Annotated in this window: 18 protein-coding genes; 16 read left to right on the forward strand and 2 right to left on the reverse strand. The window is 45.8% G+C overall.

What is annotated here, in order from left to right; genetic code table 11:
* Window positions 1-140 precede the first annotated feature (140 nt).
* From bamD to WC496_12025, 8 genes are all read left to right on the forward strand, one after another.
* Entirely contained in the window at window positions 141-1,145 is a 1,005-nt protein-coding gene (gene bamD / locus WC496_11990) for an outer membrane protein assembly factor BamD (protein MFA5293736.1), read from the forward strand.
* On the forward strand, window positions 1,142-1,678 hold the full coding sequence (locus WC496_11995) for an LptE family protein (protein MFA5293737.1): 537 nt from the start codon (window positions 1,142-1,144) through the stop codon (window positions 1,676-1,678). Before bamD ends, WC496_11995 begins: the two co-directional genes overlap by 4 nt.
* A gap of 152 nt (window positions 1,679-1,830) precedes the next feature.
* Window positions 1,831-3,762: an ATP-dependent zinc metalloprotease FtsH gene (ftsH, locus tag WC496_12000; GenBank protein ID MFA5293738.1), complete on the forward strand. Its 1,932-nt coding sequence runs from the start codon at window positions 1,831-1,833 to the stop codon at window positions 3,760-3,762.
* A 30-nt stretch (window positions 3,763-3,792) separates the two neighbouring features.
* Window positions 3,793-4,569, forward strand: coding sequence for a hypothetical protein (locus WC496_12005; protein MFA5293739.1), 777 nt, complete (start codon window positions 3,793-3,795; stop codon window positions 4,567-4,569).
* 141 nt (window positions 4,570-4,710) lie between these two features.
* Entirely contained in the window at window positions 4,711-5,526 is an 816-nt protein-coding gene (locus WC496_12010; GenBank protein MFA5293740.1) for a DNA methyltransferase, read from the forward strand.
* Window positions 5,523-7,307 (forward strand): cytochrome c biogenesis protein CcdA, encoded by a 1,785-nt coding sequence (locus WC496_12015; protein ID MFA5293741.1) that lies wholly within the window; start codon window positions 5,523-5,525, stop codon window positions 7,305-7,307. The genes WC496_12010 and WC496_12015 overlap by 4 nt, the downstream gene beginning before the upstream one ends.
* Window positions 7,308-7,357: 50 nt before the next feature.
* On the forward strand, window positions 7,358-8,023 hold the full coding sequence (gene nth, locus WC496_12020; protein ID MFA5293742.1) for an endonuclease III: 666 nt from the start codon (window positions 7,358-7,360) through the stop codon (window positions 8,021-8,023).
* Between the two features lie 99 nt (window positions 8,024-8,122).
* Window positions 8,123-8,839, forward strand: a complete 717-nt coding sequence (locus WC496_12025) for a TIGR00730 family Rossman fold protein (GenBank protein ID MFA5293743.1) — start codon at window positions 8,123-8,125, stop codon at window positions 8,837-8,839.
* Between the two features lie 5 nt (window positions 8,840-8,844).
* Here WC496_12025 and WC496_12030 read toward each other — a convergent pair whose 3' ends face one another.
* Complete coding sequence (locus WC496_12030; GenBank protein ID MFA5293744.1) at window positions 8,845-10,563, reverse strand: TIGR03960 family B12-binding radical SAM protein; 1,719 nt, start codon at window positions 10,561-10,563, stop codon at window positions 8,845-8,847.
* Window positions 10,564-10,593: 30 nt separating this feature from the next.
* On the opposite strand from WC496_12030, the gene WC496_12035 reads away from it, so the two are divergent.
* Window positions 10,594-11,628 carry an FAD:protein FMN transferase gene (locus WC496_12035; protein ID MFA5293745.1) on the forward strand — a complete coding sequence of 345 codons (1,035 nt, stop codon included), beginning with the start codon at window positions 10,594-10,596 and terminating at the stop codon, window positions 11,626-11,628.
* Between the two features lie 12 nt (window positions 11,629-11,640).
* On the opposite strand, the gene WC496_12040 is transcribed toward WC496_12035, so the two are convergent.
* Window positions 11,641-12,612 (reverse strand): sigma-54 dependent transcriptional regulator, encoded by a 972-nt coding sequence (locus WC496_12040; protein MFA5293746.1) that lies wholly within the window; start codon window positions 12,610-12,612, stop codon window positions 11,641-11,643.
* Window positions 12,613-13,165: 553 nt separating this feature from the next.
* Between WC496_12040 and WC496_12045 the strand changes: the two genes are divergently transcribed.
* Genes WC496_12045 through WC496_12075 form a run of 7 tightly spaced genes read left to right on the forward strand, consistent with a single transcriptional unit; the run spans window position 13,166 to window position 18,509 of the window.
* Window positions 13,166-13,444: a SoxR reducing system RseC family protein gene (locus tag WC496_12045; protein MFA5293747.1), complete on the forward strand. Its 279-nt coding sequence runs from the start codon at window positions 13,166-13,168 to the stop codon at window positions 13,442-13,444.
* Entirely contained in the window at window positions 13,440-14,798 is a 1,359-nt protein-coding gene (gene rsxC / locus WC496_12050) for an electron transport complex subunit RsxC (GenBank protein MFA5293748.1), read from the forward strand. The genes WC496_12045 and rsxC overlap by 5 nt, the downstream gene beginning before the upstream one ends.
* A 13-nt stretch (window positions 14,799-14,811) precedes the next feature.
* Window positions 14,812-15,840, forward strand: coding sequence for an RnfABCDGE type electron transport complex subunit D (locus WC496_12055; protein MFA5293749.1), 1,029 nt, complete (start codon window positions 14,812-14,814; stop codon window positions 15,838-15,840).
* Complete coding sequence (locus WC496_12060) at window positions 15,833-16,447, forward strand: FMN-binding protein (protein ID MFA5293750.1); 615 nt, start codon at window positions 15,833-15,835, stop codon at window positions 16,445-16,447. Before WC496_12055 ends, WC496_12060 begins: the two co-directional genes overlap by 8 nt.
* Window positions 16,447-17,055, forward strand: coding sequence for an electron transport complex subunit RsxE (gene rsxE, locus WC496_12065; protein MFA5293751.1), 609 nt, complete (start codon window positions 16,447-16,449; stop codon window positions 17,053-17,055). Before WC496_12060 ends, rsxE begins: the two co-directional genes overlap by 1 nt.
* Before the next feature lie 11 nt (window positions 17,056-17,066).
* Entirely contained in the window at window positions 17,067-17,657 is a 591-nt protein-coding gene (locus WC496_12070) for an RnfABCDGE type electron transport complex subunit A (protein ID MFA5293752.1), read from the forward strand.
* A 9-nt stretch (window positions 17,658-17,666) separates the two neighbouring features.
* Window positions 17,667-18,509: an RnfABCDGE type electron transport complex subunit B gene (locus WC496_12075; protein ID MFA5293753.1), complete on the forward strand. Its 843-nt coding sequence runs from the start codon at window positions 17,667-17,669 to the stop codon at window positions 18,507-18,509.
* The last annotated feature ends 21 nt before the right edge of the window (window positions 18,510-18,530 follow it).

Consider the following 18,530-nt stretch of genomic DNA (forward strand, 5'->3'; position numbering starts at 1 on the left):
GTCGGGGCTGCTGCCGCTGTTTTTTCGGGGTATTTTCTTATTTGGGGATTAGACAAACTCCTGAAGGGACAAGGTTTAAGATTTGCAAGTCTGATGGGTTTGGATATAATGTCAGGCTAATGGATTCGGAGTCTAAATATATGAAAAAAAAGGGAGTTATTCTATTAGCAGTATTGGGTTTAGCTGTTATCGGCTTTGCCGAGACATGGCGGCTGGGAAGTAATCAGGATTGGCAGCCTGTAAACGAACAGGGCGACAGCGCTTTTGTGTCCGCCGCAACGCAGGCAAAGCAATTCGTTTCGACCGGCAAGGCGGTAAAAGCTAAAAAGGCTTTTAGCGACCTCAAGAAACAGTTTCCGGAACTTGCCGGTGACGATTTCGATGCTTATGTGAAAGCCGAATTGCTGTATGCCAATCGCAAATTCTCCGATGCGGCAAAGGCTTATGATAATTTTATCGAGCAATTTCCGCAAAGCCCCCTTCGTCAGTCTGCGATGGAAAGGCAATATCAGATAGCGACGGCTTTTCTTAATGGCCAGAAAAGACCTGTGTTAAAGGTGTTCAAGCTGTATGCGTATGAAGAAGGCAGCGAGATAATGAACAAAATCGTCGACAGAGCGGGCAATTCACCTATCGCCAAAAGGGCGCTGGAGACATTGGCCCAGACCAGAGAAAAAAGAGGCGCTTACGATGAGGCTTATCTGGCCTGGTCCGATGCGGCCAACCGCTGGCCGACAGGCGATATCGGCAAAGAGTCGCTGATGGGAATGGCGAGAAGTCTCGAAAAAGATTACAGGGGCCCCAATTTTGACGGGAAGGTCTTGATAAGTTCAAAAAGTTATTACTCTGAATATATCAAGAGATATCCTGAATCGGCCCAGCCGCTTAAGCTGAATGAAAAATTGAATGAGCTTGATGAAAAAATCGCTCAAAAGGAACTGGCAATTGCCGCTTATTATAACCGAACCGGCAGTTACACCGCCGCGAATTTATATTATCAGCGAATAATAGACGAATGGCCCGCCAGCAGTGCAACAAAGACGGCTGAGCAGAAACTGCCTGAAATTAAAAAAGAACTGGAAAGACAAACTCAACTACAGTCTGCCAAAAAGAAGAAAATAAACTGGAAAGGACTGTTATTATGATTAGAAATCAGAAATCAGGACTCAAGACTCAGAATTCTGTACTCTGTGTTCTGTGTTCTATGTTCTTTATTCTATTCCTGGCCGGCTGCGGCGGATATACCAATCAGTCTTTATATCCTGACGATGTGCAAAGTATTTATGTCGAGATGTTCGACAATGCGACTTTTCAGAGAGACCTTGAATACGACCTTACCGATGCGATTGCCAAACGTATCGATGCTGAAACACCATACAGGATAGTTTCAGATAAAAGCAGGGCCGATACGGTATTGAGCGGCAAAATTACCGGTATAAATAACGCGGCGCTTACGCTTGAACGGTCGAGCGGCAGAGCACTGGAAAGCCAGACCGAAGTTTCCGTCCAATTCAGTTGGAAAAATCTTAAAACCGGCCAGTACCTGATTCAAAATTCGACGGCAGCGGCAACGGCAAGTTATTCCGATTTCCAGCAGCAGGACTTTAAGTATGGCACAAAAATTGCCGCAAACAAACTCGCCGAGAGAATCGTAGAACAAATGCAGAAAGAATGGTAATAAACGCAGCCGTACAACGCTGTATAAAACGAACCGCGCAATCGATAAAAGAAATACGAAAAATATGGATCCTGTTAGAAATCATAAATGGAAAAAACATTTCTAACGGGGTAAAATAAGATTTAAGATAATAAAGAAAGATTTCTAACGGGATGGACCAGAAAAAGAAACCAAATACAAAAAAACCATTGAGTCCGCTGAACGGTCCTGCCGGTATTCAGCGCAATAAGCCGTTAAACTGGCTTTTGATGATACTGGCCGTTTTCGCTCTCGCGTCGATGTTCAGCCGTTATTCCATGCAGGAAAAAATCGAAAACTACGAGTTCGAGAAATACCTGGCCGAAGGCAAAATAGAAAGTATTGAAATCGGGGACACCGAAATAACCGGCAAATTCAACGCAGCGGGTATAAGTTCGCGGCCGCAAAAGGCGCTGAAGACATTCAAAACAGGTTATCGCTCGGAGGCATTTACAGATTTAATCGCGAAGATTCAGACGGCTCCGACGCCGGTTAAATGGACTTTCGCCGAACCGCAGATATTACTGCCGCTGCTGAGCTGGCTGGTGCCGCTGATTCTGATGTTCGCGTTCGTCTATTTTATTTTTATAAGAAACGCCCGCAACGGTCCCGGCGGAATGCTGATGAATTTCGGCAGAAGCAAACACAAAATGCACGGCAAAGAACAAATGAAGGTAACATTCGACGACGTGGCCGGTATTGACGAAGCAAAGGAAGAAGTCGCCGAGATTATCGAGTTTTTGAAACATCCGAAAAAATTTCATAAAATCGGCGGAAGAATACCCCGCGGAGTATTACTCGTAGGCCCGCCCGGCTGCGGCAAAACACTGCTGGCAAAGGCAATCGCCGGACAGGCCAATGTGCCTTTCTTTAGTATATCGGGCAGTGATTTCGTCGAAATGTTCGTCGGCGTCGGCGCTTCACGGGTGCGCGACCTGTTCAAATCCGCAAAAGACAATTCACCCTGTATCATATTCCTCGACGAGATTGACGCTATCGGCAAAAAACGCGGGCCGGGATTCGTCAGCGGCGGACACGATGAAAGGGAACAGACATTAAACGCCATCCTCGTTGAGATGGACGGTTTCGATACGAACGACCAGGTTATAGTAATGGCCGCAACGAACCGCGGCGATATACTCGACAAGGCACTGACGAGGCCGGGCAGATTCGACAGACAGGTTTATATCCCCCTGCCGGATGTTAAAGGCAGAACTGAGATACTCAGGATTCACTCACGAAAAATAAAAATGGGACCGGATGTCGAACTTGAAAGAGTAGCCCGCGGAACGCCGATGTTCAGCGGTGCAGACCTTGAGGCTATTATAAATGAAGCCGCGATATCGGCGACAATGAATAATAAGGATTTCGTCGAGATGGAAGACCTCGAAGAGGCCAGAGACAAAGTCCGCTGGGGCCGAAAGAAACGCAGCAGAGCAATCGACCTGGTGGAAAGAAAAATGGTCGCATATCACGAAGCAGGCCATACTTTGATACAGTCGGTGATTAAGGATGCCGACCCGCTGCACAAGGTAAGTATTATCCCGCGGGGGCCGATGGGCGGAGCGACTTTTTCACTGCCGGAAAAAGACAGGACGTACTATACGAAAAAATACTGTATGGCACAACTGCAGGTGTGTTTCGGCGGCCGGCTGGCGGAAGAACTTTTTTGTGACGATATATCGAGCGGAGCGCAGGCGGATATACAGACGGCAACGGCAATCGCCAGGGAAATGGTGCAGACATGGGGAATGAGCGATGCCGTCGGTCCGATTGATTACAGCATACAGAATCAGGAAACATACTTCGGATTGCCGGGGCAGGAACATTCTCAAAAAACCACGGAAACTATCGACGCGGAAGTGAAAAAACTTATAGACCAGGCATACAATTCGAGTAAGGAACTGCTTCAGGCTAATCGCGATAAACTGCAGGCGATAGCCGAGGCGCTTTTGAAATATGAAACGCTCGATGCTGTCGAGGTAAAAACCATACTTGACGGTGGAAGTTTAAACAAACCGACCGTAGGCGACTTACTCAAGGCCGAACAGGAAAAAACAAATTAACCGGTTGGCGGTTAATAAAAGTTTTTAACAATGATAACAACTATAGAAAAATGGAAGATTAAAAAAACTAATATTGGAAGCCATGACGAAATGAAACAATATGAAGCTGTCATAAAAGTTATGAAAACTAATGGCGGATTCGCGACGCTAGGGCATTTATATCAGAATGTTTTGAAAATTCCAAACGTGGACTGGGAAACGAAAACGCCTTTTGCTTCAATGCGGCGCATTGTTCAAACTAGACCGGAAATTTTTAAAATTAGGCCTGGACTTTGGGCGTTAAAAGAATACAAAGACCAACTTCCGGTAGAATTGAAACCGCAAGCTTCCAAACATGCAAAGGACACATATAGCCATACATATTATCAAGGTCTTCTGCTGGAACTCGGCAAACTAAATAATTTTGAAACATTTGTACCAAATCAAGACAAAAACAAAATGTTTCTTGGAAAAACAAAACTCGGCAAAATTGCCTCAATTAATGAAATTTATAAATTCAGCTATGATGTATTTATCTCACAGGCAAAGACGGTTGATGTTATCTGGTTTAATGAAAGAAAAATGCCGTACTCACTTTTCGAAATTGAACACTCAACAAATATCAAAAATTCTCTACTGAAATTCGTGGAACTTCAGGATTTCAGAACAAAGATGTTTATTGTTGCTGACGATGCCCGTCAAGATGAATTTAAAAAAAGTGTTGATATGACTGCCTTCAAAGATGTCCGCAAATATGTTGAATTTTTAAGTTATGACGAGCTTTCTAATCAGCATTCACAAACTTATGCGGCAAAAATTAAAATTTGAACCAACCTATTAAATATCTCTTGCCATTACAAATTTTAAATTTTTCCCTTGATCATTTCCTAAAATCGATCTACGATCCGCCAAAATATTGGCGATCTTTTTGATCTATTTTTAAAGTCGTATAAATAAAGGAGTTGTGTTATGTCAACGGCGGTTTTAGAGAAAGACAGATTTAAACAAATCCGTTGTGGTATTGAATTTACCACAGTTTGGTCATTTCCGGAGCGAGGGAATTGGGCGACGCATAAGCCAACATATCGAGGGAACTTTGCACCGCAGATTGCAAGGAACATTATCGAGATGTACTCTAAAAGAGGCGATACCATCTTGGATCCAATGGTTGGTGGCGGGACAACGCTTATTGAATCAAAACTGCTTGTCAGAAATGCAATCGGTCTTGATATTAACCCCAAAGCAATAGAAATTACAAAAGAGGCCTTAAAATTCAATCATCATCCTGCAAGTAACCAGATTGTTAAAACCGGCGACGCAAGAGACTTATCGTTTATCAAAGACGACAGTATTGATTTAATTCTTACGCATCCGCCTTATCTGAATATTATTAAATATTCAGACGGTCAAGTTGACGGCGATCTTTCCAATATCGGTAGTATGCCAATGTTTTGTGATGAAATTGAAAAGGTGGCAAAAGAACTTTATAGGGTATTAAAACCGGATAAATACGGTGCAATACTCATAGGCGATACACGCAAGAGCAGGCACTTTGTGCCGTTGGCATTTAATGTTATGCAGCGGTTTTTAAAAGTTGGTTTTGTTCTAAAAGAAGATATAATAAAGGTTCAGCATAATTGTTCAGCAACAGGCCGATGGAAAAATAAAGCGATAGAAATCAAATTTTATTTGATTATGCATGAACATTTATTTGTTTTCAGGAAACCTGCGACAAATGAAATTTTGAGTAAAAACCGGTATAGTTGTCTGGTGAGGGAAAAGTGAGCAAAACGTATTTGTTACTATTGGCAGTTACTGTAATGACTGCGATTTCATTTCCTGCCGCGGCGAGCGACCAAATCAAGGATGCTAACTTCGCCGAGGTAAAAATCGGCTTCCAGCACGAATCCGTCGCCCCCGAGACAAACAGTTCCATCCAGATAACATTCAACCTCGCCAAAGACTGGCATTTTTACGCTGATGAAAAAACCGCACCGCAGGATATGAGCCTGAAGATTGTCGCCAGAGGACAGGGGCTGATTTTCTCCGAACCTGTTTGGCCGAAGAGTCATTCGTACTTCGATAAGTTTACCGGAAAAAAGCTTGAGGTTTACAGCGGAAACTTCAGTGTTTTCATTCCTTTTACCGCGGAGGCAAACAGCGCCAATACCGAAGTTAAGGTCGTTATAACCGGCCTGTCCTGCTCGGAACAGTTATGCAAGCCGATATCCTATGAGCTTGCGAAGAAACTCGATATCTCGGCATCCGCCGGGATGAATGCGCCTGCGTTTTCAGTGCCAGTTGAACCCCGCCAAAGTCCCCGCAAGGGGGATTGTAATATTGGCGGAGCCAACCACGCCGCCGCAACGGCTACGCATATCGTTTTACCGCTTGCGATATTAGCCGGACTATTGCTTAACGTTATGCCGTGCGTCTGGCCGATTCTGCCGATTATCGTGATGCGGCTTGTCAGTGGGGCGGAAAAAAGCAGGGCAAAAAGCATTATGCTGGGCATCGCTTTCGCCATAGGAATAATTCTTTTCTTTGCGGTACTGGCGGTTGTTAATATTGTTCTCAAGCTCGGTTTCGGTATGGTTTTCCAGTGGGGAGACCAGTTCAGAAATCCGGCTTTCGTCGCGGCGATGGTGCTTTTGATGGTCGTGCTGGCGCTGTATATGTTCGGCCTGTTTACATTCGGCATACCCGCATCGGTCAGCGGCACCGGTAAACAAAACGGAGGCTTTGCAGGCTCGGTCGGTATGGGATTTCTGGCGGCGGTTCTCAGCACGCCGTGCAGTTTCGCGATACTGACATTCGTCCTTGCCTGGGCGCAAACTCAGCCGATAACATTCGCCACAATTACAATACTGCTTATCGGCCTCGGTATGGCTCTGCCGTATGTGATATTGACAAGCATCCCGAAATTGCTCGAAAAAATTCCAAAGCCGGGAAGGTGGATGGAACTTTTCAAACACGCCACTGGTTTCATTCTGCTCGCTATCGGCGTAAAGCTGCTCGAAGCGATACCGCCGGAAAGAATTATAAATATCCTCTATTATGCCGTCATACTTGCGGTATGCGTATGGATGTGGGGCGTATGGGTCGAGTATAACACACCCAGGGCAAAAAAATGGCTGATAAGACTGGCCGCAATCGCGCTGGCGGTTATATCCGGTTTTATCTTCCTGGCTGAACCAAAAAAGGAACTTATAAACTGGCAGAATTACGATGAAAAAATTATCTCTGCCGCGCAGCAGGAGCAGAAACCTATACTGATAAAATTTACCGCTGACTGGTGCTTCTCGTGCAAAATTCTCGACAAAACAGTTTATTCGAAACGCGATATCGCTGATTTGATAAAACAAAAAGGCGTGTTCGCAATCAAAGCCGATACGACGCAGTTCGATTATCCCGCGACGGCGGCTCTGAAGGAAATTTATAACGAGCCGGCTGTGCCGGTTACGGTTTTACTGCTGCCCGGAAAAGATACGCCGGTTAAGCTCCGAGGAAATCTGATAGGCGGGAAATTAAGGGAATATCTGCAAACTCTGCCGGATAAAAATTAAACATCGCAGAAAATCGATATACATTTTATTCGGTACGAAAGATTTATGTTATGGCTAAACAAAAAATAGACAAACAAAAAGCGACTGAACGAATAAAAGCGATTTGGCCGATACTAAAAAAAACATATCCGCAGGCCAAATGCGCACTGGAGCATAACAATCCTCTCGAGCTTCTTATCGCGACGATTCTCTCGGCACAATGTACCGATGTAAGGGTAAATATCGTTACAAAAACTCTTTTCAAAAAATACAAAACTGTAAAAGACTGGGCCGATGCGCCGATTGAACAAATCGAGCAGGATATAAAAAGCACGGGCTTTTATCGAAACAAAGCTTTTAATATAAAAAACGCCTGCCAAAAAATAATTAACGATTACAGCGGTAAAGTTCCTGATACAATGGACGAGCTGCTGAAGCTCAACGGCGTCGGCAGAAAAACCGCCAACGTTGTTCTCGGCAATGCATTCGACATACAGGGTATCGTATGCGATACGCACGTAATCAGGTTGAGCGGAAGGCTTGCGCTTTCGGCAAACAGCGATCCTGTGAAGCTCGAATTCGACCTGATGGAAATTGTGCCGAAGAAAAACTGGACGCTTTTCAGTCATTTGATTGTTTTTCACGGCAGAAATATATGCCAGGCACGAAAACCGAAATGCGATATCTGCCCGATTGCAAAACACTGCCCGGCAGCGGATAATCCGGAACTCTGGTAAAGGAAAATAGCCACAAAGGCACTAAGACACTAAAAAAATGATATAAATACAAAAACTTTGTGCCTTGGTGTCTTAGCGGCTAAAAAGAAAGGTAATAAAATGAGCGAAAAAATTGCGAGATTTGGCGTAGCGACCGAAGAAACCTGGCGGGTATTCAGAATAATGGCTGAGTTCGTCGAAGGATTCGAAGAGCTTGCGACAATCGGGCCCGCTGTTTCGTTTTTCGGCTCGGCAAGGACAAAGCCGGACGATAAATATTACAGGCTCGCGGAAGAAACGGCGGCGATTCTGGCCGGGGCAGGCTATGCGATTATCACCGGCGGAGGCGGCGGAATAATGGAAGCCGCAAACAAAGGCGCCGCTCAGGTCGGCGGAAAAAGCGTCGGCCTGAATATAGAGCTGTCGCATGAACAGATGCCGAACGAACATCAGAATATGTCGCTGCATTTCAGGTATTTCTTCTGCAGAAAAGTAATGTTCCTGAAATACGCCAACGGTTTCATTGTTTTTCCAGGCGGGTTCGGCACAATGGATGAATTCACCGAAGCCCTTGTACTGATACAAACATTCAAACAGGCGTATTTCCCTGTGATTCTTATGGGCAGTGAATACTGGTCGGGGCTGGTAGACTGGATGAAAAAAGAAATGCTCGGCAAACATAATTATATCGAACCGCAGGATATGGATGTCTTTTCCGTTTGCGATGACCCTGAAATGGCCGCCAAAGCGATTATAGATTTCCAGAAATCCGGCAAGAAAGGCGGGCTGCAGGAACCGAGCGGCCTGAAAAAATTCCAGAAACCCTGTCAAAAATAAGCAGTCTAATCCTGCAAATATTTCAGCAGATACTCTTTATCCGGGCCGCCGAGATGCTCCCACGGCAGAATTTTATCAGTCTCAAATTTTCTGGCCGCAAGCTTGTTCAAATCGAGTCCGAATTTTTCAAAAGCCGTTTGCCACAAATAAAAATTGAAACATTCGTCCCACAAATCGAATTTTGCACCGCTCTTATAAACAAATTCAATCACATCAGCCAGTTTCCTGTCGCCCCTGCCGATGGCTGATTCCAAAAGACTTCTCTGGATATTATGGAATTTGAAATTTAAAAATCTTGCGCCGAGTTTTCGTTTCTCCTCGAAAATTATATCCTTTGCCTTCCTGAAATATTCCTCGTTTTGCTGCCCCTGCCAGCCAAAAGGCGTATGGGTCTTGGGCACAAACCAGCTTATCGCGGCGTTTATATTGGCCACCCTGTTGCAAACCTTTTTTCGCAATACCGCAAGCTCGAGGGAAAGTTTTACAATACCTTTTATGTCCTCCTCTGTCTCGCCGGGCAGGCCAACCATAAAATAAAGTTTTACACTTTCGAAGCCCTGCTTATACGCTTCTTCGACGGCGGCAAAAAGATTTTCATTCGTTATAGGTTTATTGACGATTTTACGAAGTCTCTCACTTGAGGCTTCAACAGCGATTGTCAGGCCGCTTTTGCGAACCGACGATGCGAGTTTCGGCAAAAGTTTGAGCTGCACATCGACACGAAGGCTCGGCAGAGAAATTCCAACCTTGCGCGGTTCAAAATATTCGTTGAGCATCGCAACTGTCTCTTCGAGATAAGGATAATCCGCGGTCGAAAGACTTAAAAGGCTGATTGTATCGAAGGCGGTCGCTTCGTAAGCTTTTTTTGCGATTTCAAAAATTCTCTGCGGACTGCGAAACCGCATGGGTCTGCGGCAGAAACTTGCCTGGCAGAAATTACATCTGCCGGGACAGCCCCGCATAACCTCGATACTTATCCGCTCGTGAATCGCCTGCGTAAAAGGCACAATCGGCTTTTCAGGCACAATGGAAGTATTAAGGTCGTCAACAACAGCGTCGGAAATCCGTGAAGACTTTTCGTTATAAAGCGACGGCACATAAATAAATGGAAATTTTTCAGCGGCTTTCGCTAAAACAGCTTTCCTTGCCGTGTTTTTGTTTTCAATCAGAAATTTTGCAAGCTCAGCGACAGCCTCCTCGGCCTGACCGAGCAGGAACATATCGAAAAAGTCCGCAATCGGTTCGCAGCAGTTTGCCATTCCAGCCCCGCCCAATATTAACGGATATGCTTCATCCCTGTCTTTGCTTCTGAATGGAATCCCGGCAAGGTCGAGAGCATTTAAGACATTCGTATAACATAGTTCATTGGTCAGGCTGAACCCCAGAACATCGAAATCCTTAACCGCTGCTTTTGATTCGAGACTGTAGAGCGGAATATTTTTTTGTTTCATTACCTCCTGCGCATCGAGCCAGGGCAGAAAAACCCGCTCGGCGGCGACGTTCGGCAATCGGTTCAGAACTTCATAGACAATCGCCATACCCGTATGGCTCATCCCGATTTCATAAACATCGGGAAAACACAGTGCGATTTTCAAATCGCATTTGTCGAGGTCTTTCTTTATCTGGTTGACTTCGCCGCCAATATAGCGCGAAGGCATTCTGACAAACGGCAGGAGCTGCTGCTCTACTAAATCAGTCAAAATAGTAATTTTTTTGTTTTTCATTAAGCCCATTCTAACATTATAATTGAAAAAATGAAATCTCAGAAAATTAAATTCCTGACGGCTATACTGGCGGCGATTTTTATTTTGTATCTGCTGACAACCAGAATACAAAATCAAAGGCTCGTTTCGGTCGAAAGCCCCAACAGGATTGTGATGAATACCATCGCGAATATCATCGCGGTCGCGCCAGATGAAAAAACCGCACAATCAGGCATAGATGCCGCTTTTAAAGAGATATATCGCCTTGAAAAACTGATGAACCGTTACGACCCGAATTCGCAGCTTTCAAAAGTCAACCGGCTGGCGGCAAAAGAACCCGTCAAAATCGATAAAGACCTTTTCGATATTCTGCAGATGTCCGTCCATTACAGCAAAATAACCGATAATGCCTTCGATATTACTGTAGGGCCGATGGTGGATTTGTGGAAAAAATGTGCAGAGGCAAACTCGATGCCAACAGATAAACAGCTTGCGGAGGTGAAAAAAAGAATCGGCTGCGACAAATTGATTTTAGATGTCAATGATTTTTCAATCCGTTTTGCAGCAGAAGGTATTAGTCTGGATTTGGGCGCCATCGCCAAAGGATTCGCGGCGGACAAGGCCGTGGCCGAAATGAAAAAACACGGAACGCTCGGCGGATTAGTTAACCTCGGCGGCCAAATTGGATGCTTCGGCATAACAGAAAAAAACACAAAATGGATTATAGGCGTTCAAAACCCCGCAAAGCTCGAAAACAATCAAACTGCTGCAAAACTTGTTATTCCCGATATGGCTGTTTCAACCAGCGGCAACTACGAAAGATTTTATAAAATCGGCGGCCGTCAATTCAGTCACATCTTCAATCCTGCAACGGAAGAAAGTGTCGACCGGCTCGCAAGCGTTACGATTATTACCGCAAATGGCGCACAAGCCGATGCTCTTTCAACCGCGGTAAGCGTACTGGGGGTACAAAAAGGACTTGAGCTTATCGAAAAGATGGATAACACCGAGGCGATACTAATCCCTGCCGATAATAAAAACACACTGATAAAAAGCACCGGCGCGGAAAAATTTATTCTGAAATGAAAATTTTGGAGATTATTCCGCCTGCGGCTGCGAAATATTATATCTTTGCATCAGGCGGTTAAGTTTTCGTCTTTCGAGGCCGAGGATTTTTGCCGCCGCCATTTTCCTGCCGCTTACAGCATTAAGAGCCTGGATAATAACTTTCCGCTGAGCCTCATCGAGTGTCGGCAGACGAACTTTGCCATCCCGCGTGGGGGTCGCTATGAGAATATCAGTAGGAAGCGATGCAGGCGTAATCTGTTCAGTCTCAGTTAAAACATACGCTCTTTCCATTACATTGGCAAGCTCGCGCACATTGCCCGGCCAGTGATAATTGACAAGCAGTTTTTTAATCTCATCGCTTAGAACCTTGTAAGGTTCGCTGTACAACTCCGCCTGCCGGGCGAGAAAATATTCAGCGAGACAAAGAACATCTTCCGGCCTTTCTCTAAGCGGTGGCACATTAACAGTTACGACATTAAGCCGGTAGTACAAATCCGCGCGGAACTTTCCGTCATCGACCTGTTGTTTCAGGTTCCGGTTCGTCGCGCAGATAACCCGGACATCTATCGGATATGATTTCACCGAGCCGACCGGTACAACCATCGATTCCTGAAGAACGCGCAAAAGTTTCGCCTGGAGGTCGAGAGGGATTTCGCTGATTTCGTCGAGGAATATTGTTCCCTTATCGGCCGCCCTGAAAAAACCTACCGTATCACTTATGGCGCCGGTAAACGCTCCCCTGACGTGGCCGAATAACTGGCTTTCGAATAATTGTCCAGTTAATGTTGTGCAGTCAACCGGCACGAATATTTTATCCGCCCTGTCGCTGCAGGTATGTATTCGGCGGGCAACCATCTCCTTGCCTGCGCCGGTCTCGCCGCTGATTATCATGGAGCACTGTCTTGAAGCAACAGTATTGATTGTTTCGAGAATAGAGTTGAATGCCGGCGATGTGCCGATGACGAACTCGCTGCGCACAAGCTGAGACCTGGATGTGGTCATAGCATCACCCTTGACAGAGTCGCTCCCTCGCGCAGATTTCTCTTTTGCCCTTTCCACCATACGCGCAGAAAAAAACACTCCTTTTTTCACAGCGTACTCGGAATTTCACTGTTCGGTACGCTATACACTATATACAGGGAGCTTTGGGGGACTTTTTATGTTTTCTCGCCCTTCCAAACTCCTAACCTTATATAACTTTATACATTTTATCGCGTCCTATAATGTAAATCAAGGCAAAAGTGGTATTTTGGGGGGAATAAGATTCCCCTGTTTTTTTCTTGTTTATTATTATTTTATAGGACGTTACGTTTGCTTTTTCATAACTCCCTATAAATAAATACTTTACAAAAAATGCCCTATAAGGTATAAAATTATTTAATTTTAAATTATAGGACCTTGTAATTTTTCGATATTTTGCCGTCATCGTTTTTGATTATGGCAAGTTTTCACATTGTATCCCCCAATAAAGTGTTCTGGGGTGAGGCAGAATTGGCTTGAAAACTGTACCAGTTTAAGTTATAAAGTTCCTTTTCTATTCAGGCATAGGTTTAGTATGGACCAGCAGCAATGTCAGAACTGCGGCCAGCGGCAAAGCTGTGAAAAAGTTTATGAGCAGCTTGGTCGGTCAAAGGGGCCGAAAGTTCTGTTAAAAGTAATACAGGCATTTCTTTTGCCGCTGATTCTTTTTATTTTTTCTCTTGCCGCGGCTGAAAGACTTTTAACTGAAAAACTGAAAAGCGAGGCGGGAAAAAATCTTACTGCTTTCGCAGCGGCTGTACTGGTTGTGTTTTTATATCTTGCGATTCTGAAAATTTGGAGACGAAAAAATTAATACGCCCGGCAAATTAACCTTCAAAGGCGGAGTACATCCGCCCGACTATAAGGACTTAAGTTCGCAATGCGCTATCGAAGCGGTTTCTGTGCCGAAGCAGCTTGCAGTAATGCTTACCCAGAATATCGGCGCGATATGCAAACCTGTTGTAAACAAGAAAGACCATGTTACGGCAGGCCAGGTAATCGGCAGTAACGATGCGTTCGTATCCGCGCCGATTCATTCGCCGGTAAACGGAACTGTTAAGGATATCGCGCTTCAGTCTCATCCGGTACTTGGCAGAGCCGAAGCGATTCTTATAGAATCCGACGACACTAACCAGCAAAAGTGGCCGCGTGCAGATCAATTCAACGTTACTTTCGACCCTGCCCACTTTTTGCCGGAACATATTTTCGATTCCGTCCGCAAAGCAGGTATCGTGGGAATGGGCGGCGCGGGCTTCCCGACAAGCGTCAAAATAAAAGCCAATCCTCAATCGCCCATAAACACCATAATTATCAACGGCTGCGAGTGCGAGCCTTTTATAACCTGTGATTATCGCATAATGCTCGAATGGACCATTCAGATTTTAACCGGCGTTTCACTCATCAGCCGGGCCCTGAACTGCGGCAATGTTTATATAGGTATTGAGGATAACAAACCTGACGCGATTGCGGTTTTCGAAAAGGCCATACATACGATGCCATGCGCATCCGGCATAAAAATAGTCGCGGTAAAAACAAAGTATCCGCAGGGCGGCGAAAAACAGCTCATCAAATCGATAACCAATAAAGATGTGCCTGCCGGCGGGATTCCGCCGATGATAGGCGTTCTCGTAACAAACGTTGCCACTGCCGCGGCAATAGCTGAAGCAGTAGTTTTCGACGGTCCGCTTACACATCGGCCGGTTACAGTTTCAGGCAGCGGAATAAAGACTCCGGGCAATTTTTACGCTCCGGTCGGAATGGCCGCAGGCGAACTTATCGAGCTTGCAGGCGGATTGACCGACGACGCGGAGAAAATAATTCTCGGCGGACCGATGATGGGTTTCGCCGTAGCGGATTTATCGATACCCATAACAAAAACCTGCGGCGCGATTACCGTTCTGGCCGCAAAGGATATCGTAAAACGAAAAGAAACACCCTGCATCCGCTGTGGCAGATGTATCGAGGTCTGCCCGATGAACCTGACGCCTACGACTATCGCTCACGCGGTAAAGCACAACCTCCTCGACACGGCGCAGCAGTATTATATGTCAGCCTGTGTTGAGTGTGGCTGCTGCAGTTATATCTGCCCGGCAGACATAGAACTGTCAGGATTCATCAAGACCGGAAAAATCCTTGTCGCAAGACAGAAAAAATTAATGCCGAAATAAATGGAATAAATAAATGCTGCAAAATATTAAAATTTCGCCTTCGCCGCATATAAGCAAGCATCATTCTACGCAGAGTGTCATGCTCGATGTAATCATCGGCCTTGTGCCCGCAATAATCGCTTCGCTGGTTTTCTTCAGAATGCGTGCGGGGATTGTTCTGGCAAGCTGCGTCATTTCCTGCGTAGCTTTCGAAGCCGTTTGTAATCTCGCCAGGAAAAAACCGAACTCGCTTGGCGATTTGAGCGCAGTCGTAACCGGCATCATTCTCGCTTTTTCGCTTCCGCCGAGCATTCCGTTCTGGGTCTGTATAATAGGCTCTGGTTTTGCGATAATAATCGGCAAAATGGTTTTCGGCGGGCTGGGCGCAAATATCTTCAATCCCGCAATGGCCGGCAGATGTTTTCTTACCGCCTGCTTCGGAACAATGATGACTGTATGGACAGTACCGGCGACAATAGATTCGGCAATGCCGCAGGTCGGCACAGTTTCCGAGGCACCGGCCGCGATTACACAGGCAACTCCTCTCGGTTTAATAAAAGATATCCTCAAAAATAAACCGGCCCCGCAGGACGAGAAAATAAAAGCCGTTAACGGCATATTTAAAAATATGGTCATCGGCTCTACCAGCGGCTGTCTTGGCGAAACAAGTGCTCTCGCTTTGCTTATCGGCGGAATTTATCTGCTGATAAAACGAACCATCGACTGGATTATTCCAACGGCGGTTCTCGGAGTGGCTTTCATTTGCGCTTTTATAGCCTGTGAAATTGACCCTCATCATTATGTTCTGCCGTGGATACATCTGGCAAGCGGCGGACTTCTAATGGGCGCATTCTTTATCGCGACAGACCCGGTAACGGCTCCGCTGACCAAAAAAGGTATGTGGATTTTCGGCGCAGGTGTCGGAGCCCTGACAATGCTTATAAGATTAGTCGGCGAATATCCGGAAGGTGTTATGTTTGCCGTACTGCTGATGAATTCGATAAGTCCGCTGATTGACCGTTTCACAAAACTCACACCAACCGGAGGTATGGTCAATGCTTAAGATAATCAAAGAATATATGGAAAAAAGCTGGCTGCTGATAGTCTCGGCTTTCGTATTCGGTCTTTTACTCGCACTGACCAACACTGCATGGTCCGGCAAAATCGAACAGAACAAAATCGACAAGCTTAACGGCCTTATGGGCTCTCTTATAACCGACGCAAATAAATTCGAACTTGCCATTAAAGACGCCGAGATCGACCTGGGCAAAGGCAAAATCGCCAGGAGCGATATTTACGAGGCGACAGCCTCTGACGGCAATACCGCGGGCTTTTGTTTCAGGGCCGAAGGAACCGGCTTCGCGGACAAAATCGAACTGGTCATCGCCGTCGATGCCGCTTTCGATAAAATCATCGGCTACAGCGTTCTTGCGAGCAATGAAACGCCGGGGTTCGGCGACCAGATTACGGGCGATTATTTCCGCAAACAATTTATGGGCGCTCCGGTCGGAACGCTGAACCTTCTGAAAAAAGGTGACAATACAAAAGTCGATAACGATATCATCGCGATTAGCGGCGCTACGGTAAGCAGCACCGCGGTCGTTAATATTTTTAATAATTATCTCGAACAGATGAAAAAACAGGTTGCTGAAAAAGGACTTATTAAATAATGGCAGCAAATACAATGACAGCTAAAGGCGCCCTCGTTGGCGGACTGTGGACAGAAGTGCCGGTGCTGCGTCTTATCCTCGGCATGTGCCCGACGCTGGCAGTAACCGCGGCGGTAAAACCGGCTTTGACTATGGGCCTGAGCGTTTTGTTTGTTCTTATATGCAGCAATATTGTCGTTAGTCTTATGAGAGACCTGCTCAAGCCGCATCTGCGAATCCTGATGTTTACGCTGACAATCGCCACATTCGTAACAATCGCCGATTTGTTCCTGCGGGCGTTTACTCCTCAAATGAGTGAAGTGCTCGGCCCGTATGTTCCGCTGATTATCGTAAACTGTATAATCATCGCCCGTGCCGAATCTTGCGCCAGCAAAAACGGCATTTTCGTAAGTGCCGTCGATGCGATTAGTATGGGTATTGGTTTTACGATTGTACTTTGCATCCTTGCTTCCATTCGTGAGCTTCTGGCGACCGGAACCATCTTCGATATTCCGATTATGTGGAAAAGTTTCGTGCCATGGGCCGCGATGAGACTGCCCGTCGGTGCTTTTATTACGCTCGGACTAATGCTCGGCTTTGTAAACCTTTTAACAGCTAAAAAATCCTGAAAGATTTAGCAATGGATAAATTTTACATCTTATTAATGGCTTTTATCTCGATAGTGGTTGTCAATAACCTCGTCTTCACAAAGTTTCTCGGCATCTGTCCGTACCTGGGCGTATCGGGAAGAATAGATATGGCTTTCGGTATGGGCATGGCTGTAACATTTGTTATAACTCTGGCCGGTTCTTTGACCTGGCTCATCGACCATATGGTTTTAGTGCCTCTGCATCTGGAAATTACCCGTTACGTTTGTTACATACTCGTAATCGCCGGCGCGGTGCAGCTTGTCGAGATGTATCTGCGGAAATTTTTCCCGCCGCTGTATGAAAGCTTCGGAATATTTCTGCCGCTCATTACTACCAACTGTGCGATTTTGGGCCTTTGTCTTTTCCTTAATGTATGGGGAATCGACAATTTTGCTGAAGCCGCCGTCCTGAGTTTCGGGGCAGGTATCGGCTTTACGCTGGCGATATGTATAATGGCCGGTATCCGTGAACAGCTTAACTTTTCCGATGTGCCCGAATGTCTGCGAGGCGCTCCGATTACATTGATAACCGCCGGCCTGCTGACGCTCGCATTTATGGGCTTTGCCGGAATGATTAAATAGGAATCACAGATGATTTTAGCTGACATATTTTCATATTGGAATTCTTCCTGGCCGGCAGGACTGACGATGCTCGTTTTGGGTCTGGGTTTTTCGATTGTTCTTTTAATCGCCGACAAGAAATTCAAGGTCGAACTGGACCCCAAGATTGAACAGGTGTACCTGGCTCTGCCCAGAATCGACTGCGGCACCTGCGGCTTTGCCGGCTGTTCATCTTATGCCAAAGCTGTCGTTGCAAACCCGGTTCTCATCGGCAAATGCGCCCCCGGCGGAAGCAACTGCTCGGAAAAAATAGCTGAAATTCTCAGCCTTTCGGTAAGCGGTTCCAGTGCGACTGTAAGACCAATAGTCCATTGCAGAGCTCACAAGGACGATAAAACTTTTTCAGGTCAATATGATGGTATACCGACCTGTACCGCCGCGAACGCTCTTTCAAACGTACAAGCCTGTAAATTCGGCTGCCTCGGTTTTGGAGACTGCATGGCAAGCTGTAAATTCGGCGCAATTACTATCGTCAATGGTCTTGCGACAATCGACTATGAAAAATGTACTGGCTGCACCGCCTGTTCGAAAGCTTGTCCGAGAGGACTTATCGAAATGGTGCCATTCACCCATTCGACGATGATGACCGTTGCCTGCAGAAGTCAGGAAAGCGGCAAAGACACAAAGGCGTTCTGTAAAGTCGGATGTATAGGATGTAAACTTTGCACAAAACAAAATGAGGCGTTTGAAATGGTCACCAATTTCGCCAAACTGAACTACGCAAAATATCAGCCGGGCGAATCTTTCGAAACTGCGATGAAAAAATGCCCGACAGGCGTAATTGTATATCGCGGCAAAAATGCATCTGCCTGATACAACTCTGAAGAATTAAAA

The sequence above is a fragment of the Phycisphaerae bacterium genome, assembly GCA_041652575.1.
Taxonomy (GTDB): Bacteria; Planctomycetota; Phycisphaerae; order Sedimentisphaerales; family UBA12454; genus UBA12454.

What these genes read in the sequence shown, in the direction of transcription:
- bamD (MFA5293736.1), top strand. Translation starts at nt 141, where the DNA reads ATGAAAAAAAAGGGAGTTATTCTATTAGCAGTATTGGGTTTAGCTGTT.
- WC496_11995 (MFA5293737.1), top strand. Translation starts at nt 1,142, where the DNA reads ATGATTAGAAATCAGAAATCAGGACTCAAGACTCAGAATTCTGTACTC.
- ftsH (MFA5293738.1), top strand. Translation starts at nt 1,831, where the DNA reads ATGGACCAGAAAAAGAAACCAAATACAAAAAAACCATTGAGTCCGCTG.
- WC496_12005 (MFA5293739.1), top strand. Translation starts at nt 3,793, where the DNA reads ATGATAACAACTATAGAAAAATGGAAGATTAAAAAAACTAATATTGGA.
- WC496_12010 (MFA5293740.1), top strand. Translation starts at nt 4,711, where the DNA reads ATGTCAACGGCGGTTTTAGAGAAAGACAGATTTAAACAAATCCGTTGT.
- nth (MFA5293742.1), top strand. Translation starts at nt 7,358, where the DNA reads ATGGCTAAACAAAAAATAGACAAACAAAAAGCGACTGAACGAATAAAA.
- WC496_12025 (MFA5293743.1), top strand. Translation starts at nt 8,123, where the DNA reads ATGAGCGAAAAAATTGCGAGATTTGGCGTAGCGACCGAAGAAACCTGG.
- WC496_12030 (MFA5293744.1), bottom strand. Translation starts at nt 10,563, where the DNA reads ATGAAAAACAAAAAAATTACTATTTTGACTGATTTAGTAGAGCAGCAG.
- WC496_12035 (MFA5293745.1), top strand. Translation starts at nt 10,594, where the DNA reads ATGAAATCTCAGAAAATTAAATTCCTGACGGCTATACTGGCGGCGATT.
- WC496_12040 (MFA5293746.1), bottom strand. Translation starts at nt 12,612, where the DNA reads ATGACCACATCCAGGTCTCAGCTTGTGCGCAGCGAGTTCGTCATCGGC.
- WC496_12045 (MFA5293747.1), top strand. Translation starts at nt 13,166, where the DNA reads ATGGACCAGCAGCAATGTCAGAACTGCGGCCAGCGGCAAAGCTGTGAA.
- WC496_12055 (MFA5293749.1), top strand. Translation starts at nt 14,812, where the DNA reads ATGCTGCAAAATATTAAAATTTCGCCTTCGCCGCATATAAGCAAGCAT.
- WC496_12060 (MFA5293750.1), top strand. Translation starts at nt 15,833, where the DNA reads ATGCTTAAGATAATCAAAGAATATATGGAAAAAAGCTGGCTGCTGATA.
- rsxE (MFA5293751.1), top strand. Translation starts at nt 16,447, where the DNA reads ATGGCAGCAAATACAATGACAGCTAAAGGCGCCCTCGTTGGCGGACTG.
- WC496_12070 (MFA5293752.1), top strand. Translation starts at nt 17,067, where the DNA reads ATGGATAAATTTTACATCTTATTAATGGCTTTTATCTCGATAGTGGTT.
- WC496_12075 (MFA5293753.1), top strand. Translation starts at nt 17,667, where the DNA reads ATGATTTTAGCTGACATATTTTCATATTGGAATTCTTCCTGGCCGGCA.